Genomic DNA, 26,456 nt, shown 5'->3' with positions numbered 1-26,456 from the left:
GGAATCGCTAGCATGGCAGTCGAGACTGATTTTTCGCAGGACGGGAAAAAGCTCACGATCAAGGTCAAGGGGCGCTTCGATTTTGGCAAGCATCAGGAATTCCGTGATGCCTACGAGCGCCAAGAGAACAAGCCCGATTCGGTAGTGGTCGACCTGAAGGAGGCGACCTACCTGGACAGCTCTGCGCTGGGCATGCTGCTGCTGTTGCGTGATCATGCCGGGGGTGACGATTCGGACGTGCGCGTGGTGCATGCCAACTCCGACGTGCGCAAGATCCTGGCCATTTCCAATTTCGAAAAACTGTTCGATATCAGTTGAGTGTCCAGATGCCGGCCGAGCATGCGTTGACCGTACTGGTGGCGGAGGACAGTGCGGTCGACCGCTTGCTGCTGGCGCAGATTGTACGTCGCCAGGGCCACCACGTGTTCACTGCGGAAAATGGCGAGCAGGCCGTGGCGCTGTTTGCCGAGCAGCGTCCGCAACTGGTGTTGCTCGACGCCTTGATGCCGGTGATGGATGGTTTCGAGGCGGCGCGGCAGATCAAGGCACTGGCCGGCGAGGCGCTGGTGCCGATCATCTTCCTCACCTCGCTGAGTGAAGAGGATGCCCTGGTGCGTTGCCTGGAGGCCGGCGGTGACGACTTCATGGCCAAGCCCTACAGTGCGGTGATCCTCGCGGCCAAGATCCGCGCCATGGACCGCCTGCGCCGTTTGCAGGCGACCGTGCTCGAACAGCGTGACCAGATCACCCGCCACCATCACCACCTGCTCAACGAGCAGCGGGTGGCCAAGGCGGTGTTCGACAAGGTCGCGCATTCCGGCTGCATCACCGCGCCGAACATCCGTTACCTGCAGTCTCCCTATGCGCTGTTCAATGGTGACCTGCTGCTGGCTGCGTTTACCCCGGCCGGTGACATGCATGTGCTGCTGGGGGATTTCACCGGCCATGGCTTGCCGGCGGCAGTGGGGGCGATGCCGCTGGCGGAAGTGTTCTACGGGATGACCGCGAAGGGCTATGGCTTGGCGCAGATGCTGCGCGAGATGAATGCCAAGCTCAAGCGCATCCTGCCGGTGGACATGTTTTGCTGTGCGCTGCTGCTCAACCTGAGTGTGCAGCGCGGGGCGGTGGAAGTGTGGAATGGCGGCATGCCGGATGGCTACCGGCTGTCGGTAGACGGCGAAGTGCTCGGCAGGCTCAGGTCGCGTCATCTGCCGCTGGGCATCCTCGCGCCGGAGCGCTTCGATGACAGCACCGAAGTGCTGCCGATGGCGGCGGGGGAGCGGCTGTTGCTGCTGTCCGATGGCGTGGTCGATACCGCAGACGAGCACGAGCGCCTGTTTGGTGTCGAGCGCTTGCGCGAGGTGCTGGCCGCCAATCGTGACCCGGCGCAGTTGTTCGATGAGGTGATGCAGGCCCTGGCGCGTTTTGGCGGCAGCCCCCGGGATGACATCAGCCTGTGCGACATACGCATGTTCAGTGGCGATGACCGGGTGCCCGCGCCGACCCTGTACTCCGACAGTGGGCGCTCCAGTCCGCTGGACTGGGCGTTGGCGTTCGAATTGCGCGGTGAAAGCCTCAAGCGATTCAACCCGGTGCCTTACCTGGTGCAGTTGTTGCAGGAGATTCACGGCCTGCGGCCGCGCACTGGCGCTTTGCACAACGTGCTCAGTGAACTCTTCACCAATGCACTGGAGCATGGTGTGTTGGGCCTGGATTCGCAGCTCAAACGGGATGTGCAAGGTTTTGCCGACTACTATGAGGAGCGCGCCCGGCGCCTGGTGACACTGGCCGATGGCTTCGTGCGTATCGACCTGAAGGTTGAACCCTCAGGGCCGGGCGGGCGTCTCACCATCGAGGTCCGTGACAGTGGCGCGGGGTTCGATGTGCAGCGTGTGTTGTCGCGTCCGTCGGTGGAGCAGGAGTTGAGTGGGCGCGGGCTACACCTGGTGCGGCGGCTTGGCAGCCATGCCGAGTGGTGCGAAGGTGGCCGCTGCGCCCGCGTGCGGTTTGATTGGTGAGGTGTCTGGAGGGCCGCAGGGCGGCTCAGGCATAATCCGGCTTGATCAAGGAGTGAGCAAGTGACTGACATGCATATTGACCACAAGGTACTCAGCGACCTGCAGGAGGTCATGGAAGATGGCTACCTGCAGCTGCTGGACACCTTCCTGGAAGACTCCGAACAGCGTTTGAACCAGCTGCATGAGGCCAAGAGCGCCGATGAGCTTGGCATGGCCGCGCACAGCTTCAAGGGCAGCAGCAGCAACATGGGGGCCATTGGCCTTTCCCGCTTGTGCCAGCAATTGGAGGAGCGGGTCAAAGAGCGGCCGCTGTATGGCATCGAAGACCTGATCAACCGGATCGACCAGGAATACCTGGAGGTGAAAGGCTTCTATCGTGGCGAGCGTGAGCGCGTTTCGGCGAGCTGATGGCAAGTTGGCGCGACTTTTGCCTCTCAGTGTCCAGATGATATTCCAGTTTCTGGCGCGGAGACCGCTCAATGCCTGTCGCATCCAACCCTTTGTTGCAAGCCAACACCCTGAGCAAGCCGTCGAGTGCGAGCTCCTCGCGGGTGGACAAGCCGCTGCAGGCGGCGGGCGGGCAAGGCGCCGGCTTCGATCAGGTCATGGCTGGGCAGGGGCGTGACAAGGTACCTGCACGCAACGACAAGGCGGCCCAGCCCGTCGCGAAGGACAAGCCTGACGTTGCCCAGGGCGGCAAGAAGGAGGCCGCCGACAAACCGGCGGTTGCCGATGACGGCAACCTATTGCCAGCAGACGATGCGCCACCTGCCACTGCCGACACTACCGTGCCCAGTGACGTGGGGTCGCTCGATGCCAGCCTGGTGGCGGGCCAGGTGACCGACGCGCAGCCCGGCGCGCAGTTGCTGCAGGCCCAGGCCGAAGCCGTGGCGCCGGTGTTGCAGGCGGCTATCCAGCAGCCGCCCGTGGCCGAGGTTGCCAAGCCACTGCCGGAACAGCCGGAGACCGAGGCGTTTGATCCGGATGCCGACCCTCTGGCCAACCTGCCGACGTTGCGTCTGGCCCTGGAGCAGAGCGCCCAGGCCAAAGGCACGACGTCGACGCACGCTGCAGAGCCAGGCAAAACCCAGTCCGATGACAGTCAGGCAGCCGTCAATCCATTGGCGACCCTGATCGACAAGGTCGAGGGCGAGGCCGGCAAGTCCGAGACCGGCGACAAGGCCTTCGGTGCCTTGCTCGAAGACGGGCTCAAGGACACCAAGAGCGCCAGCAGCGACACCCGCGTCGATGACTTTGCCAATCGGCTGGCCAGCCTGACCCAGGCGGTGACTGCCAAGACCGCCAATGCCGTGCCGGTCAATGCCAATCCGTTGCATCAGCCGCTGCACATGAACCAGGGCGCATGGGCCGAAGGCCTGGTCAACCGGGTCATGTACCTGTCCAGCCAGAACCTCAAGTCGGCGGATATTCAGCTGGAGCCGGCTGAGCTCGGCCGCCTCGATATTCGCGTCAATGTGGCGACTGACCAGTCCACGCAAATCACCTTTGTCAGTGGTCATGCCGGTGTGCGCGATGCGCTGGACAGCCAGGTGTATCGGCTGCGCGAGCTGTTTGCCCAGCAGGGGTTGGCGCAGCCGGACGTCAACGTGGCCGACCAGTCGCGTCAGCAACAGCAACAGGCGCAGCAGGACGGCTCGCAGTTGTCCGGGGTAGCTGCGCGCCGGGCGCAGGAGGGTGGGGGCGAGCCAGGTGAGCCAAGCGAGATGTCCCGGCCTGTCGAGCAGCAGGTGGTGATTGGCGACAGTGCTGTCGATTACTACGCCTGATGGTCCTGTCCTGGGATTTTCAGCGCCTGTGAGATCGAGCGCCGCCGGCGCGGCGCTCGATCTCACAGGCGCCACACCTCTCCAGCCAAACATGGCATAACACTTGCTCAAGCCACGTCATCCTTCTTTGAAACCCCGATGGACGACGGATTATTGGCATGGCGAAGAGCGACGCAGTGAAAGACCCCGCCGCAAAAGGCAAACTCAAGCTGATCCTGCTGCTGGTGCTGGCCCTGTTGCTGGCAGTCGGCCTGTCGGTGGGCGCCACCTGGTTCATCATGCACAAGACTGAATCGGCACCCGCCCCGGAAGCAGCTGCCACCAACGGCAAGGCTCCCGCGATCTACGTGCCGCTGGCGCCCGCCTTTGTGGTCAACTTCAACCAGAACGGCCGCCAGCGCTACATGCAGCTGAGCATCACGATGCAAGGCCGTAGCCAGGCCGACCTGGACGCGCTCACGGTGCACATGCCGGTGATCCGCAACAACCTGGTGATGATGTTCTCCGGGCAGGGCTTCGACACCCTGGCGGCCAGTTCGGTGGGCCAGGAGATGCTGCGTCAGAAAGCCACCGCGGTGGTTCAGGAAGTGGCGCAGAAGGAAGTCGGCAGGCCGGTGGTCGACCAGTTGCTGTTCACCAATTTCGTATTGCAGTAGGAGTCCGCAATGGCCGTACAGGACCTGCTGTCCCAGGATGAGATCGATGCCCTGTTGCATGGCGTCGACGATGGGCTGGTACAGACCGAGAGCGCTGCCGAGCCTGGCAGCATCAAAAGCTACGACCTGACCAGCCAGGATCGGATCGTGCGGGGTCGCATGCCGACCCTGGAAATGATCAACGAGCGTTTCGCCCGCTACACCCGCATCAGCATGTTCAACCTGCTGCGCCGCTCGGCCGACGTGGCTGTCGGCGGCGTGCAGGTGATGAAGTTTGGCGAGTACGTGCATTCGCTGTACGTGCCGACCAGCCTCAACCTGGTGAAGATCAAGCCATTGCGTGGCACTGCGCTGTTCATCCTTGACGCCAAGCTGGTGTTCAAGCTGGTGGACAACTTCTTTGGTGGTGACGGCCGTCACGCCAAGATCGAGGGCCGCGAATTCACCCCCACCGAGTTGCGCGTGGTGCGCATGGTGCTGGACCAGTGCTTCGTCGACCTCAAGGAGGCCTGGCAAGCGATCATGCCGGTCAACTTCGAGTACATGAACTCTGAGGTCAACCCGGCCATGGCCAACATCGTCGGCCCGAGCGAGGCGGTGGTGGTGTCGACCTTCCACATCGAACTGGACGGCGGTGGCGGCGACCTGCATGTGACCATGCCGTACTCGATGATCGAGCCGGTGCGGGAGATGCTCGACGCCGGCTTCCAGTCCGATCTCGACGACCAGGACGAGCGCTGGGTCAAGGCCCTGCGCGAGGACGTGCTGGACGTCGCCGTGCCGCTGACCGCCACGGTTGCCCGCCGCCAGCTGAAGCTGCGCGACATCCTGCACATGCAGGCCGGTGACGTGATCCCGGTCGAGCTGCCCGAGCACCTGGTACTGCGCGCCAATGGCGTGCCGTCGTTCAAGGCGCGCCTGGGTTCGCACAAGGGCAACCTGGCCCTGCAGATCATCGACCCGATCGAACGCCGCTGAGCGCGTGCCGGTCGCTCTCTACGAATTGAATGCCTGTCGAGGACATCATGGCTAACGAAAACGAGATCACTTCCCCGGAAGACCAGGCTTTGGCCGATGAATGGGCTGCGGCCCTGGAAGAAACCGGTGATGCCGGCCAGTCCGACATCGATGCACTGCTCGCCGCTGACAGCGGCAAGCCAAGTGCCGGTCGCCTGCCGATGGAGGAGTTCGCCAGCTCGCCGCGGCCAAACGAGAACGTCAGCCTCGAAGGGCCGAACCTGGATGTGATCCTGGATATTCCGGTGAGCATTTCCATGGAAGTGGGCAGTACCGAAATCAACATCCGCAACCTGCTGCAGCTCAACCAGGGCTCGGTGATCGAACTCGACCGGCTGGCCGGTGAGCCGCTCGATGTGCTGGTCAACGGCACGCTGATCGCCCACGGTGAAGTGGTGGTGGTCAACGAGAAGTTCGGCATCCGCCTGACGGACGTGATCAGCCCCAGCGAACGTATCAAGAAGCTGCGCTGAGTGAAGGGCACGATGCGGGCCGTGTTGGCCCTGGCCACACTGCTGGTCAGTGACCTGGCCATCGCCGCTGCCACGCCTGCTGCCACTCCGGCTACGGTACAGGCCACTGCGCCCGGCAGTTTGGGCGGGCAGTTGGCGCAGATGGTGTTCGGCCTGTTGCTGGTGGTGGGGCTGATCTTCTTCCTGGCCTGGGCGCTGCGCCGCATGCAGGGTGCCACGCCCAAGGGTGGGCAGGTGATCGAGATCGTCGGTAGCCGCGCCATCGGCCCGCGTGACCGGCTGCTGCTGGTGCAGGTCGGCAAGGAGCAGATCCTCATAGGCCACACGCCAGGCAGCATCGAAGCCCTGCATGTCATGGCCGAACCCGTCGAAGTGCCCGCCAGCGCCCGCCAGGCGACGCCGGAATTTGCCCAGCGGCTGATGGAGCTGATGGGCAAGGATCAGAAGGACAAGAAGTGATGAATGGCGCGTTGCGCATTTTGTTGAGCACCTTGTTGCCAATCGCGCTGCTGCTGGCAGCGCCGCTGGCCCAGGGCGCGGACCCGCTGTCGATCCCGGCCATCACCCTGTCCAACACTGCGGACGGGCAGCAGGAGTATTCGGTCAGCCTGCAGATCCTGCTGATCATGACGGCGCTGAGCTTCATCCCGGCGTTCGTCATCCTGATGACCAGCTTCACCCGCATCATCATCGTGTTCTCGATCCTGCGTCAGGCCCTGGGCCTGCAGCAGACGCCGTCGAACCAGGTGCTGACCGGCATGGCCCTGTTCCTGACGATGTTCATCATGGCGCCGGTGTTCGACCGGGTTAACCAGGATGCCCTGCAGCCGTACCTGAGCGAGAAGATGACCGCCCAGCAAGCCATCGACAAGGCCCAGGGCCCGCTCAAGGACTTCATGCTGGCGCAGACCCGGCAAAGCGATCTCGACCTGTTCATGCGCCTGTCCAAACGCACCGACATCGCCGGCCCCGAGCAGGTCCCGCTGACGATCCTGGTGCCGGCATTCGTTACCTCGGAATTGAAGACCGCGTTCCAGATCGGCTTCATGATCTTCATCCCGTTCCTGATCATCGACATGGTCGTGGCCAGCGTGCTGATGGCCATGGGCATGATGATGCTGTCGCCGCTGATCATCTCGCTGCCGTTCAAGATCATGCTGTTTGTCCTGGTCGATGGCTGGGCGCTGATCATGGGCACCTTGGCCGGCAGTTTCGGCGGCGTGTGACGCTGCCAGGGAGAGCCTACGCATGACACCTGAAGTCGCTGTCGACCTGTTCCGTGACGCACTGTGGCTGACCACCCTGATGGTTGCCATCCTGGTGATACCGAGCCTGCTGGTTGGCCTGGTCGTGGCGATGTTCCAGGCTGCCACGCAGATCAACGAACAGACCCTGAGCTTCTTGCCACGCCTGCTGGTGATGCTGGTCACGCTGATCGTCGCCGGGCCCTGGCTGGTACAGAAGTTCATGGAGTACATCACCGGCCTGTACACCAGCATCCCGCAGCTGATCGGTTGAGCCTGCCATGCTGGAGCTGACCGACGCGCAGATCGGCACCTGGGTCGCCACCTTCATCCTGCCGCTGTTCCGGGTGACGGCGGTGCTGATGACCATGCCGATCTTCGGCACCCGCATGCTGCCGGCGCGGATTCGCTTGTATGTGGCGGTGGCGATCACCGTGGTGATCGTGCCGGCCCTGCCGCCCCTGCCGGAATTCGACCCGCTGAGCTTGCGCGGCCTGCTGCTGTGTGGCGAGCAGGTCATCGTTGGCGCGTTGTTCGGGTTTTCCCTGCAGCTGCTGTTCCAGGTCTTCGTCATCGCCGGGCAGATTGTCGCCGTGCAGATGGGCATGGCCTTTGCCTCCATGGTCGACCCGGCCAACGGGGTCAACGTGGCCGTGATCAGCCAGTTCATGACCATGCTGGTCAGCGTGCTGTTCCTGCTGATGAACGGCCACCTGGTGGCGTTCGAAGTGCTGACCGAAAGCTTTACCACCTTGCCGGTAGGCAACGCCCTGGTTGTCAGTCACTTCTGGGAGCTGGCCGGGCGCCTGAGCTGGGTGTTCGGTGCCGGATTGCTGTTGATCCTGCCGGCCATCACCGCGCTGCTGGTGGTGAACATCGCGTTTGGCGTGATGACCCGCGCAGCGCCCCAGCTGAACATCTTTTCCATCGGTTTTCCGCTGACGCTGGTACTGGGCATGGGCATCTTCTGGGTCGGTTTGGCCGACATTCTCTCCCACTACCAGGCGTTGGCCAGTGACGCGTTGCAGTGGCTGCGTGAACTGGCAAGGGCGCGCTGAGCATGGCTGAAAGCGAGAGTGGGCAGGACAAGACGGAAGACCCCACCGACAAACGCAAGCGCGATGCGCGCGAGAAAGGTGAGATTGCCCGTTCCAAGGAGCTCAACACCGTAGCCTCTACCCTGGCCGGTGCCGGCGCGCTGCTGGCCTTTGGCGGCAACCTGGCGGAAACCTTGATGACGCTGATGCGGATGAACTTTTCCCTGACCCGGGAAGTGCTGACCGACGAGCGCTCGATGGGCATGTTCCTGCTGGCGTCGGGCAAGATGGCCATATGGGCGGTGCAGCCGGTGCTCATGCTGCTGTTCGTGATCGCCTTCGTGTCACCCATCGCCCTTGGCGGGTTCATCTTTTCCGGGAGCCTGTTGCAGCCCAAGTTCAGCCGGATGAACCCGTTGTCAGGTATCAAGCGGATGTTTTCGCTCAACTCGCTGACCGAGTTGCTCAAGGCGATGGCCAAGTTCTTCGTGATCCTGATCGTTGCGCTGGTGGTGCTGGGCAATGATCGCCAGGCGTTGTTGGCGATCGCCAACGAGCCGCTGGAGCAGGCGATCATCCACAGCGTCCAGGTGGTCGGCTGGAGTGCCTTGTGGATGGCGGCCGGGTTGCTGTTGATCGCGGCGGCGGACGTGCCGTTCCAGCTCTGGCAGACGCACAAGAAGCTGAAGATGACCAAGCAGGAGGTCAAGGACGAGTACAAGGACAGCGAAGGCAAGCCCGAGGTCAAGCAGCGCATCCGCCAGTTGCAGCGCGAGGTGTCGCAGCGGCGCATGATGGCGGCTGTGCCCGAGGCCGACGTGATCATCACCAACCCGACGCACTATGCCGTGGCCCTGCAGTACGACCCGGAGAAGGGCGGGGTAGCGCCGTTGCTGGTGGCCAAGGGAACTGACTTCATTGCCTTGAAGATTCGTGAGATTGGTGTCGAGCACAAGGTGCAGATCCTCGAGTCGCCGGCGCTGGCGCGGGCGATCTACTACTCCACCGAAGTCGAGGGGGAGATCCCGGCGGGGCTTTACCTGGCGGTGGCGCAGGTGCTGGCTTATGTGTTCCAGATTCGTCAGTACCGCTCGGGCAAGGGCAAGCGGCCGGAGCCTTTGAAGGAAGATCTGCCGATTCCGCCGGATCTTCGGCGTGATAGCTGACAGGCGCTAAATCCCTCAAGGCGAACAAAGTTGGAAAGCTTCTTGCAAAGCCACGCCCAAGCGCCCCTTGGGCGTCAAAGTTTTGCATCAAGAGGACTCGCGGTGGATCGCACTCAGTTAATCAGCAACGCCCGCAACAACCTGGCCGGGCTCGGCCGGGGCAACCTGGGCGTGCCGTTGCTGCTGCTGGTGATGTTGGCAATGATGATGTTGCCGATACCGCCGTTCCTGCTCGACGTGTTCTTCACCTTCAACATCGCCCTGTCAATCGTGGTCCTGCTGGTCTGCGTGTACGCCCTGCGCCCGCTGGACTTTGCCGCGTTCCCGACCATCCTGCTGGTGGCAACCTTGCTGCGCCTGGCGCTGAACGTGGCCTCCACGCGGGTGGTGATGCTCCATGGTCAGGAGGGCCATGGCGCTGCCGGTAAAGTGATCCAGGCGTTTGGTGAGGTGGTGATCGGCGGCAATTACGTCGTGGGTGCGGTGGTGTTCGCCATCCTCATGATCATCAACTTCGTGGTGGTGACCAAAGGTGCCGGGCGTATTTCCGAGGTGAGCGCGCGCTTTACCCTCGACGCCATGCCGGGCAAGCAGATGGCCATCGACGCCGACCTCAATGCCGGCCTGATCGACCAGGCCCAGGCCAAGGCGCGTCGTGCCGAGGTGGCCCAGGAGGCCGAGTTCTACGGCTCGATGGACGGTGCCAGCAAGTTCGTCCGGGGTGACGCCATCGCTGGCCTGCTGATCCTGTTCATCAACCTCATCGGCGGCATGCTGATCGGTATGCTGCAACACAACATGTCGTTCAGCGATGCGGGCAAGGTCTACGCCTTGCTGACCATCGGTGACGGTTTGGTGGCGCAATTGCCATCACTGCTGCTGTCCACCGCCGCCGCGATCATGGTGACCCGTGCCTCGGGTTCCGAGGACATGGGCAAGCTGATCAACCGCCAGATGTTCGATTCGCCCAAGGCGCTGGGGGTGTCGGCGGCGCTGATGATCATCATGGGCCTGGTGCCGGGCATGCCACACATTGCCTTCCTCAGCCTCGGCCTGCTGGCCGGTGGCGGCGCCTACCTGGTATGGAAGAAGCAGCAGAAGGCCAGGCTCGACGCACAGAAGGAGGCGCAGCGCCAGCAGGACTTGCTGCCGTCGCCGCAGCGCGCGCTGGAGACCAAGGAGCTGGGCTGGGATGACGTGACGCCGATCGACATGATCGGCCTGGAAGTGGGCTACCGCCTGATTCCGCTGGTCGACCGCAACCAGGGTGGGCAACTGCTGGCGCGGATCAAAGGGGTGCGCAAGAAACTGTCGCAGGACCTGGGTTTTCTCATGCCGACCGTACACATCCGCGATAACCTCGACCTGCAGCCCAGCGCTTATCGCCTGACGCTGATGGGGGTGATCCTGGCGGAGGCCGAGATCTATCCGGACCGCGAACTGGCGATCAACCCCGGCCAGGTGTTTGGCACGCTCAACGGTATCGCCGCGCGCGACCCGGCATTCGGCCTTGAGGCGGTATGGATCGATATCGGCCAGCGCGCGCAGGCCCAATCGCTGGGGTACACCGTGGTCGACGCCAGCACCGTGGTTGCCACCCACCTCAACCAGATTCTGCAGAAGCACTGCCACGAGCTGATCGGCCATGAGGAGGTCCAGCAACTGTTGCAGGTGTTGTCCAAGGCATCGCCTAAACTTGCAGAAGAGTTGGTGCCGGGTGTCATTTCCTTGTCGGGGCTGCTCAAGGTCCTGCAGGCATTGTTGTCCGAGCAAGTGCCGGTGCGTGACATCCGCAGTATTGCCGAGGCCATCGCCAACAATGCCAGCAAGAGTCAAGATACCGCCGCGCTGGTGGCAGCGGTGCGCGTCGGATTGTGTCGCGCCATCGTCCAAAGCATTGTCGGCGTTGAGTCCGAGCTTCCCGTGATCACCCTTGAACCAAGGTTGGAACAGATTTTGCTCAATAGTTTGCAAAGGGCCGGGCAGGGCCAGGAAGACGGTGTTCTTCTTGAGCCGAGCATGGCCGAAAAGCTGCAGCGCTCGTTGATCGACGCCTGCCAGCGCCAGGAAATGCAAGGCCAGCCGGCCATTCTCCTGGTCGCTGGCCCGATCCGTGCCATGCTGTCGCGCTTCGGCCGCCTGGCTGTACCGAATTTGCATGTTCTGGCGTATCAGGAAATACCGGATAACAAGCAAGTCACCATCGTTGCCACAGTGGGCCCCAACGGCTGAGGTAGTGGGTTATGCAAGTCAAGCGTTTTTTCGCCGCCGATATGCGTCAGGCCATGAAGCTGGTCCGTGATGAGCTGGGCTCCGATGCCGCCATCATTGGCAACCGCCGCATCGCCGGGGGTGTCGAGCTGACCGCCGCGCTGGACTACAAGCTGTCTGCGCTGGCCCCCCGCGTGCCCAACGTCGCGCTGGAAGAAGAGCTGCGCAAGACCCAGTCGCGTATCGCCACAGCCCAGGCCGAGCTGGACAACCGCGCCGAAGCCAGCGAAGGCAACCGCCAATTGTTCGCCGGCCAGTCGCTGACCGCGGCCGAGCCGTTGATCGAGCCGCACGTGGAGGCGCCGGCACCCGCTGCCGCGCCCGCCCCGGCGCCGGTCGACCCGCGCCTGTTCGACGCCATGCGCTCGGAGCTCTCGGGCCTGCGCGAACTGCTCGAAGTGCAGCTCGGCTCGCTGGCCTGGAACCAGCTGCAGGGCAGCAAACCGGCTCAGGCCAACCTCTGGCGTCGCCTGCAGCGCATCGGCCTGTCCGGCCCGATCGCCCGCGAGCTGCTCGACCTCACCCAGGAGATCGAAGAACCGCGTCAGGCCTGGCGCATGCTGCTGGCGCACCTGGCGCGGATGATCGAAGTGCCGCAGATCGAGCCGATCGAAGAGGGCGGGGTCATCGCCATGGTCGGCCCTGCCGGCATGGGCAAGACCACCACCCTGGCCAAGCTGGCGGCACGCTATGTGCTCAAGTACGGCCCGCAGAACCTGGCCCTGGTGAGCATGGACAGCTTCCGCATCGGTGCCCAGGAACAGCTCAAGACCCTGGGGCGCATCCTCAATGTGCCGGTGACCTACGTCGACCCTGGCCAATCGCTGGCTGCAGCGCTGGAGCCGCTGCTGCGCAAGCGTGTGGTACTGATCGACACCGCCGGCCTGCAGGCCAGCGACCCGGCCCTGCGCATGCAACTGGAAAGCTTGGCCGGGCGTGGCATCGCCGCGAAGAACTACCTGGTACTGGCCACCACCAGCCAGAAGCAGGTGCTGACCGCCGCCTACCATAGCTACAAGCGCTGCGGCCTGGCCGGCTGCATCCTGACCAAACTCGATGAAACGGCGAGCCTCGGCGATGTGCTGAGCCTGGCCATCAGTCATGAACTGCCCGTGGCCTACCTCACCGATGGCCCGCGTATTCCTGACGACCTGCACCTGCCACGCCCGCACCAACTGGTGACCCGCGCGGTCAATGTGCAGTTGCAGGACGAGCCCAGCGAAGAGGCGATGGCCGACATGTTCGCTGATCTCTACCACAACCCGCGGCGCGCGGGTTGAGGATGAAGCGTATGCAAAGTACCTACATTCCGGGGTTGGCAGTCTTGCCCCGCGTGTGGCTTGGGTCCAAGCGAGACAAGGTAAACAACGAACATGGGTAGCATGCATCCCGTACAGGTGATCGCCGTCACCGGTGGCAAAGGTGGCGTCGGCAAGACTAACGTTTCAGTGAACTTGTCCCTGGCGCTGGCTGAACTCGGCCGCCGGGTGATGTTGCTGGACGCCGACCTTGGCCTGGCCAATGTCGACGTATTGCTGGGCCTCACCCCGAAGCGCACCCTGGCCGATGTCATCGAAGGGCGCTGCGAGCTGCGCGACGTGCTGTTGCAGGGGCCTGGCGGTGTGCGCATCGTGCCGGCCGCCTCCGGCACGCAGAGCATGGTGCACCTGGCCCCGGCGCAGCATGCCGGGCTGATCCAGGCCTTCAGCGAGATCGGCGACAACCTCGATGTGCTGGTGATCGACACCGCTGCGGGTATCGGTGACTCGGTAGTCAGCTTCGTGCGCGCCGCCCAGGAAGTGCTGCTCGTGGTGTGCGACGAGCCGACCTCGATCACCGACGCCTACGCGCTGATCAAGCTGCTCAACCGCGACTACGGGATGAACCGTTTCCGCGTGCTGGCCAACATGGCGCAAAGCCCGCAGGAAGGGCGCAACCTGTTCGCCAAGCTGACCAAGGTCACCGACCGCTTCCTCGACGTCGCCCTGCAATACGTCGGTGCCGTGCCTTACGACGAAAGCGTGCGCAAGGCGGTGCAGAAGCAGCGCGCGGTGTACGAGGCCTTCCCACGCTCCAAGTGCGCCCTGGCGTTCAAGGCCATTGCGCAGAAGGTTGACAGCTGGCCGCTGCCTGCCAACCCGCGCGGCCACCTTGAGTTCTTCGTCGAGCGCCTGGTGCAACCCACCAGCGCAGGGCCCGTGCTATGAACGCGAGCGGCTTCAAGATGTACAGCAAGGCGTCGAAAGACGCCCAGTTCGAGCTGGTGGAGCGCTATGCACCGCTGGTCAAGCGCATTGCCTACCACTTGCTGGCGCGCCTGCCGGCCAATGTCCAGGTCGAAGACCTGATCCAGGCCGGCATGATCGGCCTGCTGGAAGTGGCCAACAAATACGACGCCAGCAAGGGCGCCAGCTTTGAAACCTACGCGGGTATCCGCATCCGCGGGGCGATGCTCGACGAGGTCCGCAAGGGCGATTGGGCACCGCGTTCGGTGCACCGTAATACGCGCATGGTCAGTGACGCGATGCGCGCCGTGGAAGCAAGAACTGGCCGCGACGCTAAAGATCATGAAGTTGCTGCCGAACTCCAATTGAGTCTCGATGATTACTACGGGATCTTGAACGATACCTTGGGCAGCCGCCTGTTCAGTTTCGACGACCTGTTGCAGGACGGCGAGCACGAAGGGCTGCACGAGGACGGCGCCAGTAGCCAGGTCGAGCCGTCACGCGATCTGGAAGACGAGCGCTTCCAGGCCGCCCTGACCGATGCGATCGCCAACCTGCCGGAGCGTGAGCGCCTGGTGCTGGCGCTGTACTACGACGAAGAGCTGAACCTCAAGGAAATCGGTGAGGTGCTGGGGGTCAGCGAATCGCGTGTCAGTCAGTTGCACAGCCAGTGTGCCGCGCGCCTGCGCAGCCGCCTGGGGGAATGGCGGGCGCGTTGAGCCGGGGGTCGTTGCAGTCGTTTTCCACGTTGTACCGAATTGAATGAATACGCGCGCTCGGGGCCGAGCGCGTTTGAGACTGCTTGGAGGTCTACTTGAACAAAGACATGAAAATCCTCATCGTTGACGACTTTTCGACGATGCGGCGGATCATCAAGAACCTGTTGCGTGACCTGGGCTTCACCAACACCGAAGAAGCCGACGACGGCACCACTGCGCTGCCGATGCTCGAAAGCGGCCACTACGACTTCCTGGTGACCGACTGGAACATGCCGGGCATGTCCGGTATCGACCTGCTGCGCAAGGTACGTGCGCACGAGCGCTTGAAGACCATGCCGGTGCTGATGGTGACCGCCGAAGCCAAGCGCGACCAGATCATCGAAGCGGCCCAGGCCGGCGTGAATGGTTATGTGGTCAAGCCGTTCACTGCCCAGGTGCTGAAAGAAAAGATCGAGAAGATCTTCGAGCGCGTCAACGGCTGAGTCACGTCAGGGGGGCGCCATGGAATCATCAAATACGTCATTGGGGGAGTTCGAGTCGACCCTCAAGAAGCACGCGCAAGAATTGGTCTCGAGCCTGGAGAAGGGCCACTTCGGCGATGCCGTGCAACTGATCCACCAGCTCAACCAGACCCGAGACCGTGGCCTGTACCAGGAGGTCGGCAAGCTCACCCGTGAGCTGCACAGCGCGATCGTCAGCTTCCAGATCGACCCGCGCATGCCGCAGGCCGAGGAAGTCTCGCAGATCACCGATGCCACCGAGCGCCTGTCCTATGTGGTCAAGCTCACCGAGGGTGCGGCCAACCGCACCATGGACCTGGTGGAGGAGAGCACCCCGGTGCTCAACGAGCTGGCAGCCGAGGCACAAGGCCTGAGCGTCGACTGGCAGCGCTTCATGCGCCGTGAAGTCGCAGCGCCGGAGTTTCGCGAACTGGTCAAGCGTGTCGACAGTTTCCTGACGCACAGCGCCGAGGGCAACCGCAAGGTCGCCGGCCACCTCAACGACATACTGCTGGCCCAGGACTACCAAGACCTGACCGGCCAGGTGATCAAGCGCGTCACTGCGCTGGTGACCGAAGTGGAAAGCAATCTGCTCAAGCTCGTGCTGATGGCCAGTCAGGTCGACCGTTTTGCCGGTATCGAACATGACCACCAGCAGCTGCGCGCTGAAAAAGATCAAGAAAAACATCCGACTCGGGGTGAAGGTCCGCAGATTCATGCCGATAAGCGTGAAGACGTTGTGTCCGGTCAGGACGACGTCGACGATCTGCTGTCCAGCCTGGGTTTTTAAGGAGCACGTTTAATGAGCTTCGGCGCCGATGAAGAAATCCTTCAGGATTTCCTGGTAGAAGCCGGCGAAATTCTTGAGCAACTGTCCGAGCAACTGGTCGAGCTGGAAAGCCGGCCCGACGATGCCGACCTGCTCAATGCGATCTTTCGCGGTTTCCACACTGTAAAAGGGGGCGCCGGCTTCCTTCAGCTGAATGAGCTGGTGGAGTGCTGCCACATCGCCGAGAACGTGTTCGACATCCTGCGCAAAGGTGAGCGCCGGGTCGACGCGGAACTGATGGACGTGGTGCTCGAAGCACTGGACACGGTCAACAGCATGTTCGGCCAGGTGCGTGAGCGCAGTGCAGTCACCCCGGCCACCCCGGAGCTGCTGGCGGCCCTGTCGCGCCTGGCAGAGCCTGCCAGCGCCGATGCCCCTGCGCCGGTGGTCGAGGCAGCGCCCGAGCCTGTGGCGGCCGAGGCGGACATCACCGACACCGAGTTCGAACAGCTGCTCGACTCGCTCGATGCGGTCAAGGCAGAAGCTGCCGCTGCCCAAGCGCAAATGCAGGGCGAGAGCCTGAGCGGCTCGGGTGACGACATCACCGACGCCGAGTTCGAATCGTTGCTCGACCAGTTGCATGGCAAGGGCCAGTTCTCGCCCGAAGTCGCCGCCGCCGAAGCGGGGGGCGATGCCAGTGCGCCGGTGAGCGACGAGATCACCGACGAAGAATTCGAGTCGCTGCTCGACCAGTTGCATGGCAAAGGCACCTTCCAGGCCGACGCCTTGCCGGCTGCCGCCGCTACGGTGGAAAACGTGGCCGCGCCCGCCAGCAGTGACGAGATCACCGAACACGAGTTCGAAGCGTTGCTCGACCAGTTGCACGGCAAGGGCAAGTTCACCGGTGAAAGCGCTGCCAGCGAAGCAGCGGTTGCCGCGCCAGCGCCGGTTGCGGCGGTGGCCGAAAGCAAACCGACCGCCAAGCCTGCAGCAGCACCGGCAGCCGCTGCACCGGCAGCCGCTGCACCGGCTGCGGCTGCCAGGCCAGCGGCGCCAGCCCGTACGCCGGCCCCGGCCGCGGAAAAGCCTGCCAGCGAAGCGGAAACCACCGTGCGCGTCGATACTGCGCGCCTGGACGAGATCATGAACATGGTCGGCGAACTGGTGCTGGTGCGTAACCGTCTGGTGCGCCTGGGCCTGAACAGCGGCGACGAGGCCATGTCGAAGGCGGTGTCCAACCTCGACGTGGTCACCGCCGACCTGCAGACCGCGGTGATGAAAACCCGCATGCAGCCGATCAAGAAGGTGTTCGGCCGCTTCCCGCGCCTGGTCCGCGACCTGGCTCGGCAGTTGAAGAAAGAGATCAACCTGGAGCTGGTCGGTGAAGAGACCGACCTCGACAAGAACCTCGTCGAGGCCTTGGCCGACCCGCTGGTGCACCTGGTGCGCAACGCCGTCGACCACGGTGTCGAGATGCCGGACGAGCGTGAAGCCGCCGGCAAGGCCCGCACCGGCCGCGTGGTGCTCTCGGCCGAGCAGGAAGGTGACCACATCCTGCTGTCGATCTCCGATGATGGCAAGGGCATGGACCCGAGCATCCTGCGCGCCAAGGCCGTGGAAAAGGGCCTGATGGACAAGGACGCTGCCGACCGCCTCAGCGAGTCGGACTGCTACAACCTGATCTTCGCCCCGGGCTTCTCGACCAAGACCGAGATCTCCGACGTGTCTGGCCGCGGCGTCGGCATGGACGTGGTGAAGACCAAGATTTCCCAGCTCAACGGCTCGATCAACATTTTCTCGGCCAAGGGCCAGGGTTCCAAGATCGTCATCAAGGTGCCGCTGACCCTGGCGATCATGCCCACCCTGATGGTGATGCTGGGCAACCAGGCATTCGCCTTCCCGCTGGTCAACGTCAACGAGATCTTCCACCTCGACCTGTCGCGCACCAACGTGGTCGACGGCCAGGAAGTGGTGATCGTGCGCGACAAGGCGCTGCCGCTGTTCTACCTCAAGCGCTGGCTGGTTCAGGGCCAGGTGCACGAGGAGCAGCATGAGGGCCATGTGGTGATCCTCTCGGTCGGCACCCAGCGCATCGGTTTCGTGGTCGACCAGCTGGTCGGCCAGGAAGAGGTGGTGATCAAGCCGCTGGGCAAGATGCTGCAGGGCACCCCGGGCATGTCTGGCGCCACCATCACCGGTGACGGCCGCATCGCGCTGATTCTCGACGTGCCGAGCATGCTCAAGCGTTACGCGGCACGGCGTATCTGATTTTCGGCGGCGCACCCTGGCGGGTTGCGCCGCCTAATGGAGTGTTTATGGCAGTCAAGGTCCTGGTGGTGGATGATTCCGGTTTCTTCCGCCGCCGCGTTTCGGAAATCCTCTCGGCGGACCCGACGATCCAGGTGGTTGGTACCGCGACCAACGGCAGGGAAGCGATCGACCAGGCACTGGCGCTCAAGCCCGATGTCATCACCATGGACTACGAAATGCCCATGATGGATGGCATCACTGCAGTGCGGCACATCATGCAGCGCTGCCCGACGCCCGTTTTGATGTTCTCCTCGCTGACCCATGAAGGCGCCCGCGTCACCCTCGACGCGCTGGATGCCGGTGCAGTGGATTACCTGCCGAAGAACTTCGAAGACATCTCGCGCAACCCAGAGAAGGTCAAGCAGCTGCTGTGCGAGAAGGTGCATACCATCTCGCGCAGCAACCGCCGTTTTGGAAGCTACGCCAGCCACGCGCCGGTCAGCGCACCTGCGCCGGCCGGCAGCCATGCACCCGCCAGCAGCCTGGCCAGCGCCGCGCCGGTGCGTGCTGCTGCGCCTGCCCGTGTGCCAACGCCGGCACCGGCTGCATCACATGCGCCGGCGCCCAAGCGCAAGCCTTACAAGCTGGTGGCGATCGGTACCTCCACTGGCGGCCCGGTGGCCCTGCAGCGGGTGCTGACCCAGTTGCCGGCCAGCTTCCCGGCGCCGATCGTGCTGATCCAGCACATGCCCGCTGCCTTCACCAAGGCATTTGCCGAACGCCTCGACAAGCTGTGCAAGATCAGCGTCAAGGAAGCCGAGGATGGCGACGTGCTGCGCCCGGGCCTGGCGCTGCTGGCCCCTGGCGGCAAGCAGATGATGATCGACGGTCGTGGCACGGTGAAGATCCTGCCAGGCGACGAGCGCCTGAACTACAAGCCGTGCGTGGACATTACCTTCGGCTCGGCCGCCAAGTCCTATGGCGACAAGGTGCTGTCGGTGGTGCTCACCGGCATGGGCGCCGATGGCCGTGAAGGCGCACGCCTGCTCAAGCAGGGCGGCAGCACCGTGTGGGCCCAGGATGAAGCCAGTTGCGTGATCTATGGCATGCCCATGGCCATCGTCAAAGCCAACCTGGCCGACGCGGTGTACAGCCTGGATGAAATCGGCAAACACCTGGTCGAGGCTTGCGTCTGATGGATGTGCTCAGCCTGATTGGCCTGATCCTGGCGTTTGTCGCCATCGTCGGTGGCAACTTCCTCGAAGGTGGCCACGTGGGGGCCTTGCTCAACGGCCCGGCCGGCCTGATCGTGCTCGGTGGCACCCTGGCGGCGGCCTTGCTGCAGTCGCCGCTGCCGGCATTCAAGCGCGCTTTGCAGATCTTGCGCTGGATTTTCTTCCCGCCGCGGGTCGACCTCGCCGGTGGTATCGACCGTGTGGTCAACTGGAGCCTGACGGCGCGCAAGGAAGGCCTGCTCGGCCTGGAAGGCGTGGCCGATGCCGAACCTGACCCATACGCGCGCAAGGGCCTGCAACTGTTGGTCGACGGTGCCGAGCCGGAATCGATCCGCAGCATCCTCGAAGTCGACTTCCTGACCCAGGAAAGCCGTGATATCCAGGCCGCCAAGGTGTTCGAGAGCATGGGCGGCTATGCCCCGACCATCGGTATCATCGGTGCGGTCATGGGCCTGATCCACGTCATGGGCAACCTGGCTGACCCGTCGCAGCTGGGCAACGGCATCGCCGTGGCCTTCGTCGCCACCATCTACGGTGTGGCCAGTGCCAACCTGATCCTGCTGCCGATCGCCAACAAGCTCAAGGCCATCGTCCTGCGCCAGTCGCGCTACCGCGAGATGCTGCTCGAAGGCCTGCTGTCGATTGCCGAGGGTGAAAACCCGCGCTCGATCGAGCTGAAGCTACAAGGCTTCATGGAGTAAGCCATGCGCCGTCGCCGTCATACCGAGGAGCACGAGAATCACGAACGCTGGCTGGTGTCGTACGCCGACTTCATCACCTTGCTGTTCGCCTTCTTCGTGGTCATGTATTCGATCTCCTCGATCAACGAGGGCAAGTACAAGGTCATCTCGCAAGCGCTGCTCGGGGTGTTCAACGACCCTGAGCGCAGCATGAAGCCGATCCCGATCGGGGATGAGCAGCCGCTCAGCGTGAAACCGGCGCAGCCGCTGATCAAGGACAGCGAGCAGACCGATGCCGGCCTGGCGCAGACCAACGTCGACCCCTTGAAAACCATCAGCGACGATGTGCGCGATGCCTTCGGCGATTTGATCAAGTCCGACCAGATGACCGTGCGCGGCAATGAGCTGTGGGTGGAGATCGAGCTTAATTCATCGCTGCTGTTCGGCAGTGGCGATGCCATGCCCAGCGACCAGGCGTTCGCCATCATCGAGAAGGTCGGCAAGATCCTCAAGCCGTTCGCCAACCCGGTGCATGTCGAGGGCTTCACCGACAACCTGCCGATCCGCACGGCGCAGTACCCGACCAACTGGGAGCTGTCGGCAGCGCGGGCAGCGAGCATCGTGCGGCTGCTGGCCATGGAAGGGGTCAACCCGGCGCGCATGGCCTCGGTGGGCTATGGCGAGTACCAGCCGGTGGCCAGCAACGACAGCGCCGAAGGGCGTGCGCGCAATCGTCGGGTGGTGCTGGTGATTTCCCGTAACCTCGAAGTGCGCCGCAGCCTGACCGGCTCGGGCAGTGCCAACGCCACTGCGGATGCTGCGCTGCGTCGTGCTGGCACACAAAGTGCACCGCCAGCCCCAGCAGCGACGACGGCGAGGTGAGCCGTCAATTCTCCGTCACCGCATGCCTTGGGGCAGCTGGCGACACCAATGAGACAAGAGTTGTCCTATGAGAGTCTGGGCAGTAGCCAATCAAAAAGGTGGCGTGGGCAAGACCACCACCACTATCGCCCTGGCCGGCCTGCTGGCCGAGGCGGGCAAGCGCGTGGTCGTCGTCGACCTCGACCCGCATGGCTCGATGACCAGCTATTTTGGGCACAACCCGGATGCCCTGGAGCACAGCTGCTACGACCTGTTCCTGCACAAGGGCAGCGTGCCCGAGGGCCTGCCGGGGCAGTTGCTGTTGCCGACCAGCGATGAGCGTATTTCGCTGCTGCCTTCGAGCACGGCGCTGGCGGTGCTGGAGCGTCAGTCGCCAGGGCAGAGTGGCTTGGGGCTGGTGATCGCCAAGAGTCTGGCGCAGTTGTGGCAGGATTTCGACTTTGCGCTGATCGACAGCCCGCCATTGCTTGGCGTGCTGATGGTCAACGCCCTGGCTGCGAGCCAGCAGCTGGTGATTCCCGTGCAAACCGAGTTTCTTGCAGTGAAGGGCCTGGAACGCATGATCGGCACCTTGGCCATGGTCAACCGTTCGCGCAAGCAGGCGTTGCCGTACCAGATCGTGCCGACCCTGTTCGACCGCCGCACCCAGGCCTCGCTGGGCACGCTGAAGGTGCTGCGCGATACCTACGAGCATCAGGTGTGGCAGGGCTACATCCCGGTCGACACGCGCCTGCGCGATGCCAGCCGCAATGGCGTCACGCCGTCGCAGTTCGATGGCAAGAGCCGCGGGGTGATCGCCTATCGGGCACTGCTCAAACATATGCTGACCTACAAGCCCGCCGCGCAGGTGGCCACATGAACCGACCTGTCGGCACCAAGCCGCAACTGGCCCTGCAGTCCTACCTTGACGGGTTGCTGCAGGAAGCCACCGAGGCCGAGGATATCCTCGAATTGCCAGGCTCGGCTGCAGAGCCCGTAGCGGATGATGAGTTCGCCGCCGCCGTGCGTGAAGAGCAGGCACGCGACGCGCACACGCAAACACTTGCCGCCAGGCCTTTTGCCGAGCCGCAGGTGAAGGTGCTGCCCGCCGTGCTGCCGGTCGAGCAGCCTGTGGTGGCGGTGGTCGAGGCGCAAGTGGTGGCTGAAGCCAGCATCCCGGTGCTGACCGAAGCCCCCACGCCGGAGCCGGTAGCACCGTTGGTGGACGTGCACCTGCCAGCGGCGAGCATGGCTGACATACCGACACCGCCGGCCAGCGTAGATGGCCGCCCGGCCTGGGCGGCCGAGCCGTTCGAGTGCCTGCTGTTCGACGTTGCCGGGTTGACCTTGGCAGTGCCGCTGGTATGCCTGGGCTCGATCTACAGCCTGGAGGGCCAGGAGTTGACGCCGCTGTTCGGTCAGCCGGACTGGTTCCTCGGCATCCTCACCTGCCAGGCCGGCAACCTCAAGGTGCTGGACGCCGCGCGCTGGGTGATGCCCGACCGCTACCGCGACGACTTCCGTCAGGGCTTGAACTACGTGATTTCCGTCCAGGGCTACGAATGGGGCCTGGCGGTCCATCAGGTCAGCCGCTCGCTGCGCCTGGACCCGGCCGAGATCAAGTGGCGCAGCCAGCGTGGCCAGCGCCCCTGGTTGGCTGGCACGGTCATCGAACACATGTGTGCACTGCTCGACGTCGCCGAACTGGCCGAGCTGATCGCCAGCGGTGCGGTCAAGCAGTTGCATGGCAAACAGAAATAACACCGAACACAACCGCCAACAGCGGATTTAGAGGGCTAGGGGAATGAAAAAGTCGTCTGCGCAAGGTTCTGAAGATCCGATCCTGCAGTGGGTAACCTTCCGTCTGGACAACGAGTCCTACGGCATCAACGTCATGCAGGTACAGGAAGTGCTGCGCTACACCGAGATCGCTCCGGTGCCGGGCGCGCCAAGCTACGTGCTGGGTATCATCAACCTGCGTGGCAACGTGGTGACGGTGATCGACACCCGCCAGCGCTTTGGCCTGATGCCATCGGATGTAACCGACAACACCCGTATCGTCATCATCGAGGCTGACAAGCAAGTGGTCGGCATCCTGGTCGACAGCGTCGCCGAGGTGGTGTACCTGCGCCAGTCGGAAATCGAAACGGCGCCGAACGTGGGCAACGAAGAGTCGGCCAAGTTCATCCAGGGCGTGTGCAACAAGAACGGCGAACTGCTGATCCTGGTCGAGCTGGACAAGATGATGACCGAAGAAGAGTGGTCCGAGCTGGAGAACATCTGAGTTGATCTTCGAGGTGGCGGTAATCTTGCTGGCGTTGCTGTGGGCCCTGAGCCTGTGGTTTTTCCTGAACTACAGCAAGCGCCAGCGCGAACTGGCGGCGCAGCAGGCCGTGGGCGATGCCCTGCGCGACCAGCGCATCAAGGACCTGGCCAAGCGGCTGGATGACTACCAGAACGGCACCGTGCGCATGGGTGAGGCGCTCCATGAATTGCGCGCGACCGTGGCACCGCTGCCCGAGAGGCTTCAGCAACTGGAGCAGCGCGACCCCAACAGCGTGACCTTTACCCAGGCCGCCAAGCTGGTGGGAATGGGCGCCAGCGTAGCGGAGCTTACCGAAACCTGTGGCCTGACCCAGGCTGAGGCGGAGTTGATGAGCAAGCTGCACCGCGGCGAGTGATGAAGAAGGCGACCCCAGGGTCGCCTTTTTTCATCTAGTGGGTCAGGGGCGCGCCCAGGCGTTGAAGCTGCCGACACGGGCGAAGCGGTTCAGCGGCAGCAGTTGACCCAGCGCCGCTTGGTAATGCTCGACGTTGATGAACTGCCAGGAGTTGATGCGCGGCACGGCATAGAGGATGGTGACCTGGCGCAGGGTATGCAGGGCCGGCAGGTGCTGGTCGACCACGGCAGTGAGCAGCGCCGGCCCGGTGAGCCGGCTGAGGCGGCTGGCATATTGGTAGAAGCCTCGCGGATCCTCCTGGCGGTTCGGCCGGTGGTCGTAGAAGTCCGGTTCGTTCAGGTAGCGGGTACGCATTTCCTCGGAGATCGCCAGTAATGTGGGGTTGCCCGGGTGGCTGCCGATGATGCTGGTGTTGTAGAGGCAATTCATGCTGAGCGCTTCATTGGACTGCGGCGGTGCCAGCAGCAGGCCATTCGGCGTGGCGAGCAGTGGCACCTGATCGATGTGTTCGCCGGGCTCGCCAGGTGCCAGCAAGGTATCGTCGACATCCATGTACAGCCCCCCCTCATGGTGCAACATCGGATAGCGCAGCACATCCGACGCCGAAGAGAAGTTACTGGCGACCCCGCCGTTGCCGTCCAGGGCTGCCTGATACTGGGCATGGTAAGGGCCCAGGCGGAAATCACGGAAGAATGGCTGTTCCTCAAGCGGCAGCACCTGCAGGCCTGGCGCGTGCTCGGTGAGCAAGCGCAGGTTCTCAGCGTAGGCGGCGGGCGATGCGTTGGACAGAAACAGGCGTATGCCATAGTCACTGTCGGCCAGGCGAGCGGCATTGTTGGCCAGGTTATTGATCAGGCTCTGGCTGATCACCCGGTCGCCAACCCACAGGCAGCTGATCTGTCGGCGTATCGGCGTGCTCTGCGGCGCCAGGCCAGGCAGCTCGACCGGTAACGGCAACTCGACGCCCAGGGCGCGCAGGCTGCTGGTACGCATGGCGTCGTCGACTGCGCGCGGGGTCGCCAGGGGATACAGCTGGGCGCTCCCCGGGCGGGCAACGTAAGCCACGGGATCGACATCATTGATATCGCGGTCGTTGATGAATACGTCCGCCTCCATGTCGTAGATCACCTGGGCTTGGTAGCCGTCGATGGCCGTGTTGAGCAAATCCGGGCCGCCATCGTAACGAGGGACGCGGATCACCGAACCGGCAATCGCCTGATCACCACCGGGCAGGGGCGCGATTGGGTCATGGATGTGGAAGTAAGGCGCCACATCGATGTCCGGCAGGTGCGGCGCCATCATCGGGCTCAACGGATAACCGATCTGCTCGTTGATGCGGCTGGGTGTTACGAAGCGCTCGCTTTTGGTTTCGAAAAGCACTTTGCCTCTGGCTGCGCCATGCACGATCAGGGGCACGGCGTTGAGCAGGCCCCAGGTGATGTTGGCGACACCGTCCTGTTTGTCCTGCAGGTGCTTGCCGTTGATTGCCTGGTCCAGGCCAAGGCCGAGCTGGGCAATGCCACCCAGGGCAAGCAGCGGTGCCAGGCCTGGCACCACCAGGCTCAGCGGTGCCACCAGATTGAGCGTGGTGGCCAGGTAGCCGCGCCAGCGTGCCTTGGTGATCTCGCTGTCGGCGGTGATGATGAAGTCGGCATCGTCGTAGCTGCGCTGGCGTTGCCGCTCGGCCAGCGCCTGGAACAGGTCACCGGTAATCCTGGGGTTGTACTTGCCCGGTCGGTAGTTCACATAAGTCTGCGGTGACCAGACGCCATCGTCGTTGAAAAAGCCATGTTCCGGCGGCAGGCGATGGCTATGTGGGTACTCGGCCAGGCCCGCCAGAGCGGTGTCCAGGCCACTGAAATCCAGGCCTTGAGGGCCATCGGCCAATCTGAAATGCTGCCTTAGCGCCTGGCGCCGGGCGGGGTCCTTGCATTGCTGGCCGACCCAGTCCTTGAGCAGCGCTTCGCTGGCGAACTCCAGTAGCGGTGCGCTGTTGCCCGGGGCGTAGAGCAGTGTCAGGTCGGTGTTGGCGTCGTTGATGTAGAGCAGGTCGGTAGCTGCGTAGCCATAGATGCTCAGCGTGCTCAGGCGCAGGCCGTTGCCTCGCGGCAGCAGGTCGGCGGCGCGCCAGGCCAGCTGGCGTGCGGCGTCGCTGAGGCTGCCCTGCTCGACTTGAAGGTTGCAGGCGGCGACGAAACTGAGCTTGCAGGACAACCGATAGGCCTGCAGATGGTTGCTCCAGTAGCGGTCAAGCATCGCCTTGAACGGCGCCTGGAAGTCCAGTTGCTCGATGAACTGCTGGAACGCCTCTGCGCTGATCGGCAGGTGTGTCGAGGCGTCATAACGGGCCGGCTCGGTGCGCCTGAACAGGCCATTGAACACGGCATGGTCGGCACCATAGTGATTGAACCCGGGGGCAGGGAGGGTCTCGACGAGGCGAATCGACCCATTGGGCAGGGTGCCGGCCCAAGGCGCGGCAAACAGCGCACCGAACAGATCGTTGTTCGATTCGCCTTGCCAGTTGCCCAACAGGGCCTGGACCAGGTCCAGTCGTTGGGTGACGGCGGCCAGGTGACCGCCCTCGCCATCGGCGCGGTAGTGCAACGTCACCACGTCGATCTCTTGCGGGTCCAGGTCGAAGCCGCGTTGCGCGAGCCATGCGCGGATCAGACGGTTGGCCTCGCGATCAGGGCGAGGCAGGTTGCTCAGGTGGTCGCGGACGTACTGCACGCCGCTGGCATTGATGTTTCCGGACATGGGTATGGCCTTGCTTGGCGGAGGAGCTGGCAAGGCTGCTGCGTTGTAACCGGCTAACGGTGGTAGATATCTAGGCTTTGTACGTAAAGTGCCTGCGCGACGATCATGCT

At 63.5% G+C, this 26,456-nt stretch carries 27 protein-coding genes; 26 read left to right on the top strand and 1 reads right to left on the bottom strand.

Annotated features, from left to right (window positions below):
* Positions 1-12: 12 nt before the first annotated feature.
* From L6D64_RS01180 to L6D64_RS01055, 26 genes are all read left to right on the top strand, one after another.
* Positions 13-318 carry an STAS domain-containing protein gene (locus L6D64_RS01180; RefSeq protein WP_176506610.1) on the top strand — a complete coding sequence of 102 codons (306 nt, stop codon included), beginning with the start codon at positions 13-15 and terminating at the stop codon, positions 316-318.
* Positions 319-326: 8 nt separating this feature from the next.
* The gene (locus L6D64_RS01175) at positions 327-2,018 is read left to right on the top strand and encodes a fused response regulator/phosphatase (RefSeq protein WP_176506609.1); all 1,692 of its coding nucleotides are present in this window, start codon (positions 327-329) and stop codon (positions 2,016-2,018) included.
* 60 nt (positions 2,019-2,078) lie between these two features.
* Positions 2,079-2,426, top strand: a complete 348-nt coding sequence (locus L6D64_RS01170; RefSeq protein ID WP_176506608.1) for an Hpt domain-containing protein — start codon at positions 2,079-2,081, stop codon at positions 2,424-2,426.
* Between the two features lie 71 nt (positions 2,427-2,497).
* Positions 2,498-3,805 (top strand): flagellar hook-length control protein FliK, encoded by a 1,308-nt coding sequence (locus L6D64_RS01165; RefSeq protein ID WP_176506607.1) that lies wholly within the window; start codon positions 2,498-2,500, stop codon positions 3,803-3,805.
* A gap of 158 nt (positions 3,806-3,963) precedes the next feature.
* Positions 3,964-4,461, top strand: coding sequence for a flagellar basal body-associated protein FliL (gene fliL, locus L6D64_RS01160; protein ID WP_176506606.1), 498 nt, complete (start codon positions 3,964-3,966; stop codon positions 4,459-4,461).
* A gap of 9 nt (positions 4,462-4,470) precedes the next feature.
* Positions 4,471-5,439, top strand: coding sequence for a flagellar motor switch protein FliM (gene fliM / locus L6D64_RS01155; RefSeq protein ID WP_176506605.1), 969 nt, complete (start codon positions 4,471-4,473; stop codon positions 5,437-5,439).
* Positions 5,440-5,486: 47 nt separating this feature from the next.
* A complete protein-coding gene (gene fliN / locus L6D64_RS01150; protein WP_054884198.1) occupies positions 5,487-5,951 on the top strand; it encodes a flagellar motor switch protein FliN in 465 nt (154 codons plus the stop codon).
* 12 nt (positions 5,952-5,963) lie between these two features.
* A complete protein-coding gene (gene fliO / locus L6D64_RS01145; RefSeq protein ID WP_176506604.1) occupies positions 5,964-6,410 on the top strand; it encodes a flagellar biosynthetic protein FliO in 447 nt (148 codons plus the stop codon).
* Entirely contained in the window at positions 6,410-7,177 is a 768-nt protein-coding gene (gene fliP, locus L6D64_RS01140; RefSeq protein ID WP_176506603.1) for a flagellar type III secretion system pore protein FliP, read from the top strand. The genes fliO and fliP overlap by 1 nt, the downstream gene beginning before the upstream one ends.
* Positions 7,178-7,199: 22 nt before the next feature.
* The gene (gene fliQ, locus L6D64_RS01135; protein WP_054884188.1) at positions 7,200-7,469 is read left to right on the top strand and encodes a flagellar biosynthesis protein FliQ; all 270 of its coding nucleotides are present in this window, start codon (positions 7,200-7,202) and stop codon (positions 7,467-7,469) included.
* Positions 7,470-7,476: 7 nt separating this feature from the next.
* Positions 7,477-8,253 carry a flagellar biosynthetic protein FliR gene (gene fliR, locus L6D64_RS01130; RefSeq protein WP_054884187.1) on the top strand — a complete coding sequence of 259 codons (777 nt, stop codon included), beginning with the start codon at positions 7,477-7,479 and terminating at the stop codon, positions 8,251-8,253.
* Between the two features lie 2 nt (positions 8,254-8,255).
* Positions 8,256-9,398 (top strand): flagellar biosynthesis protein FlhB, encoded by a 1,143-nt coding sequence (gene flhB, locus L6D64_RS01125; protein ID WP_176506602.1) that lies wholly within the window; start codon positions 8,256-8,258, stop codon positions 9,396-9,398.
* Between the two features lie 102 nt (positions 9,399-9,500).
* Positions 9,501-11,630: a flagellar biosynthesis protein FlhA gene (gene flhA / locus L6D64_RS01120; protein WP_176506601.1), complete on the top strand. Its 2,130-nt coding sequence runs from the start codon at positions 9,501-9,503 to the stop codon at positions 11,628-11,630.
* Positions 11,631-11,641: 11 nt separating this feature from the next.
* Positions 11,642-12,949 carry a flagellar biosynthesis GTPase FlhF gene (gene flhF / locus L6D64_RS01115; protein ID WP_176506600.1) on the top strand — a complete coding sequence of 436 codons (1,308 nt, stop codon included), beginning with the start codon at positions 11,642-11,644 and terminating at the stop codon, positions 12,947-12,949.
* Between the two features lie 93 nt (positions 12,950-13,042).
* Positions 13,043-13,876, top strand: a complete 834-nt coding sequence (gene fleN / locus L6D64_RS01110; protein WP_054884183.1) for a flagellar synthesis regulator FleN — start codon at positions 13,043-13,045, stop codon at positions 13,874-13,876.
* A complete protein-coding gene (fliA, locus tag L6D64_RS01105) occupies positions 13,873-14,613 on the top strand; it encodes an RNA polymerase sigma factor FliA (RefSeq protein ID WP_054884182.1) in 741 nt (246 codons plus the stop codon). The genes fleN and fliA overlap by 4 nt, the downstream gene beginning before the upstream one ends.
* Positions 14,614-14,720: 107 nt before the next feature.
* Positions 14,721-15,095, top strand: coding sequence for a chemotaxis response regulator CheY (locus L6D64_RS01100; RefSeq protein ID WP_176506599.1), 375 nt, complete (start codon positions 14,721-14,723; stop codon positions 15,093-15,095).
* A gap of 19 nt (positions 15,096-15,114) precedes the next feature.
* Positions 15,115-15,903 carry a protein phosphatase CheZ gene (locus tag L6D64_RS01095; RefSeq protein WP_176506598.1) on the top strand — a complete coding sequence of 263 codons (789 nt, stop codon included), beginning with the start codon at positions 15,115-15,117 and terminating at the stop codon, positions 15,901-15,903.
* Between the two features lie 12 nt (positions 15,904-15,915).
* A complete protein-coding gene (locus L6D64_RS01090; RefSeq protein ID WP_176506597.1) occupies positions 15,916-18,150 on the top strand; it encodes a chemotaxis protein CheA in 2,235 nt (744 codons plus the stop codon).
* 47 nt (positions 18,151-18,197) lie between these two features.
* On the top strand, positions 18,198-19,328 hold the full coding sequence (locus L6D64_RS01085) for a protein-glutamate methylesterase/protein-glutamine glutaminase (RefSeq protein WP_176506596.1): 1,131 nt from the start codon (positions 18,198-18,200) through the stop codon (positions 19,326-19,328).
* A complete protein-coding gene (locus L6D64_RS01080; RefSeq protein ID WP_054884177.1) occupies positions 19,328-20,068 on the top strand; it encodes a flagellar motor protein in 741 nt (246 codons plus the stop codon). The genes L6D64_RS01085 and L6D64_RS01080 overlap by 1 nt, the downstream gene beginning before the upstream one ends.
* Before the next feature lie 3 nt (positions 20,069-20,071).
* On the top strand, positions 20,072-20,929 hold the full coding sequence (gene motD, locus L6D64_RS01075; RefSeq protein ID WP_176506595.1) for a flagellar motor protein MotD: 858 nt from the start codon (positions 20,072-20,074) through the stop codon (positions 20,927-20,929).
* Positions 20,930-20,996: 67 nt separating this feature from the next.
* Complete coding sequence (locus L6D64_RS01070) at positions 20,997-21,788, top strand: ParA family protein (RefSeq protein ID WP_176506594.1); 792 nt, start codon at positions 20,997-20,999, stop codon at positions 21,786-21,788.
* Positions 21,785-22,669 (top strand): CheW domain-containing protein, encoded by an 885-nt coding sequence (locus tag L6D64_RS01065; protein ID WP_176506593.1) that lies wholly within the window; start codon positions 21,785-21,787, stop codon positions 22,667-22,669. Before L6D64_RS01070 ends, L6D64_RS01065 begins: the two co-directional genes overlap by 4 nt.
* A 43-nt stretch (positions 22,670-22,712) precedes the next feature.
* Positions 22,713-23,192, top strand: coding sequence for a chemotaxis protein CheW (locus L6D64_RS01060; RefSeq protein ID WP_016393802.1), 480 nt, complete (start codon positions 22,713-22,715; stop codon positions 23,190-23,192).
* Between the two features lies 1 nt (position 23,193).
* Positions 23,194-23,589, top strand: a complete 396-nt coding sequence (locus L6D64_RS01055; RefSeq protein WP_176506592.1) for a DUF2802 domain-containing protein — start codon at positions 23,194-23,196, stop codon at positions 23,587-23,589.
* 42 nt (positions 23,590-23,631) lie between these two features.
* Here the strand turns inward: L6D64_RS01055 and L6D64_RS01050 are convergent, their stop codons facing one another.
* On the bottom strand, positions 23,632-26,346 hold the full coding sequence (locus L6D64_RS01050; protein ID WP_176506591.1) for a dermonecrotic toxin domain-containing protein: 2,715 nt from the start codon (positions 26,344-26,346) through the stop codon (positions 23,632-23,634).
* Positions 26,347-26,456: the final 110 nt, after the last annotated feature.

The sequence above is a fragment of the Pseudomonas urethralis genome (genome assembly GCF_021602465.1).
Lineage (GTDB): Bacteria > Pseudomonadota > Gammaproteobacteria > Pseudomonadales > Pseudomonadaceae > Aquipseudomonas > Aquipseudomonas vlassakiae.
This window is presented reverse-complemented; position numbering and strand designations above follow the sequence as displayed.

What these genes read in the sequence shown, in the direction of transcription:
- fliL (WP_176506606.1), top strand. Translation starts at nt 3,964, where the DNA reads ATGGCGAAGAGCGACGCAGTGAAAGACCCCGCCGCAAAAGGCAAACTC.
- L6D64_RS01080 (WP_054884177.1), top strand. Translation starts at nt 19,328, where the DNA reads ATGGATGTGCTCAGCCTGATTGGCCTGATCCTGGCGTTTGTCGCCATC.
- motD (WP_176506595.1), top strand. Translation starts at nt 20,072, where the DNA reads ATGCGCCGTCGCCGTCATACCGAGGAGCACGAGAATCACGAACGCTGG.
- L6D64_RS01100 (WP_176506599.1), top strand. Translation starts at nt 14,721, where the DNA reads ATGAAAATCCTCATCGTTGACGACTTTTCGACGATGCGGCGGATCATC.
- flhB (WP_176506602.1), top strand. Translation starts at nt 8,256, where the DNA reads ATGGCTGAAAGCGAGAGTGGGCAGGACAAGACGGAAGACCCCACCGAC.
- L6D64_RS01180 (WP_176506610.1), top strand. Translation starts at nt 13, where the DNA reads ATGGCAGTCGAGACTGATTTTTCGCAGGACGGGAAAAAGCTCACGATC.
- L6D64_RS01065 (WP_176506593.1), top strand. Translation starts at nt 21,785, where the DNA reads ATGAACCGACCTGTCGGCACCAAGCCGCAACTGGCCCTGCAGTCCTAC.
- fliR (WP_054884187.1), top strand. Translation starts at nt 7,477, where the DNA reads ATGCTGGAGCTGACCGACGCGCAGATCGGCACCTGGGTCGCCACCTTC.
- L6D64_RS01060 (WP_016393802.1), top strand. Translation starts at nt 22,713, where the DNA reads ATGAAAAAGTCGTCTGCGCAAGGTTCTGAAGATCCGATCCTGCAGTGG.
- L6D64_RS01175 (WP_176506609.1), top strand. Translation starts at nt 327, where the DNA reads ATGCCGGCCGAGCATGCGTTGACCGTACTGGTGGCGGAGGACAGTGCG.
- fliP (WP_176506603.1), top strand. Translation starts at nt 6,410, where the DNA reads ATGAATGGCGCGTTGCGCATTTTGTTGAGCACCTTGTTGCCAATCGCG.
- L6D64_RS01090 (WP_176506597.1), top strand. Translation starts at nt 15,916, where the DNA reads ATGAGCTTCGGCGCCGATGAAGAAATCCTTCAGGATTTCCTGGTAGAA.
- fleN (WP_054884183.1), top strand. Translation starts at nt 13,043, where the DNA reads ATGGGTAGCATGCATCCCGTACAGGTGATCGCCGTCACCGGTGGCAAA.
- fliM (WP_176506605.1), top strand. Translation starts at nt 4,471, where the DNA reads ATGGCCGTACAGGACCTGCTGTCCCAGGATGAGATCGATGCCCTGTTG.
- L6D64_RS01095 (WP_176506598.1), top strand. Translation starts at nt 15,115, where the DNA reads ATGGAATCATCAAATACGTCATTGGGGGAGTTCGAGTCGACCCTCAAG.
- L6D64_RS01070 (WP_176506594.1), top strand. Translation starts at nt 20,997, where the DNA reads ATGAGAGTCTGGGCAGTAGCCAATCAAAAAGGTGGCGTGGGCAAGACC.
- L6D64_RS01165 (WP_176506607.1), top strand. Translation starts at nt 2,498, where the DNA reads ATGCCTGTCGCATCCAACCCTTTGTTGCAAGCCAACACCCTGAGCAAG.
- L6D64_RS01085 (WP_176506596.1), top strand. Translation starts at nt 18,198, where the DNA reads ATGGCAGTCAAGGTCCTGGTGGTGGATGATTCCGGTTTCTTCCGCCGC.
- fliQ (WP_054884188.1), top strand. Translation starts at nt 7,200, where the DNA reads ATGACACCTGAAGTCGCTGTCGACCTGTTCCGTGACGCACTGTGGCTG.
- L6D64_RS01050 (WP_176506591.1), bottom strand. Translation starts at nt 26,346, where the DNA reads ATGTCCGGAAACATCAATGCCAGCGGCGTGCAGTACGTCCGCGACCAC.
- fliA (WP_054884182.1), top strand. Translation starts at nt 13,873, where the DNA reads ATGAACGCGAGCGGCTTCAAGATGTACAGCAAGGCGTCGAAAGACGCC.
- fliN (WP_054884198.1), top strand. Translation starts at nt 5,487, where the DNA reads ATGGCTAACGAAAACGAGATCACTTCCCCGGAAGACCAGGCTTTGGCC.
- fliO (WP_176506604.1), top strand. Translation starts at nt 5,964, where the DNA reads ATGCGGGCCGTGTTGGCCCTGGCCACACTGCTGGTCAGTGACCTGGCC.
- flhF (WP_176506600.1), top strand. Translation starts at nt 11,642, where the DNA reads ATGCAAGTCAAGCGTTTTTTCGCCGCCGATATGCGTCAGGCCATGAAG.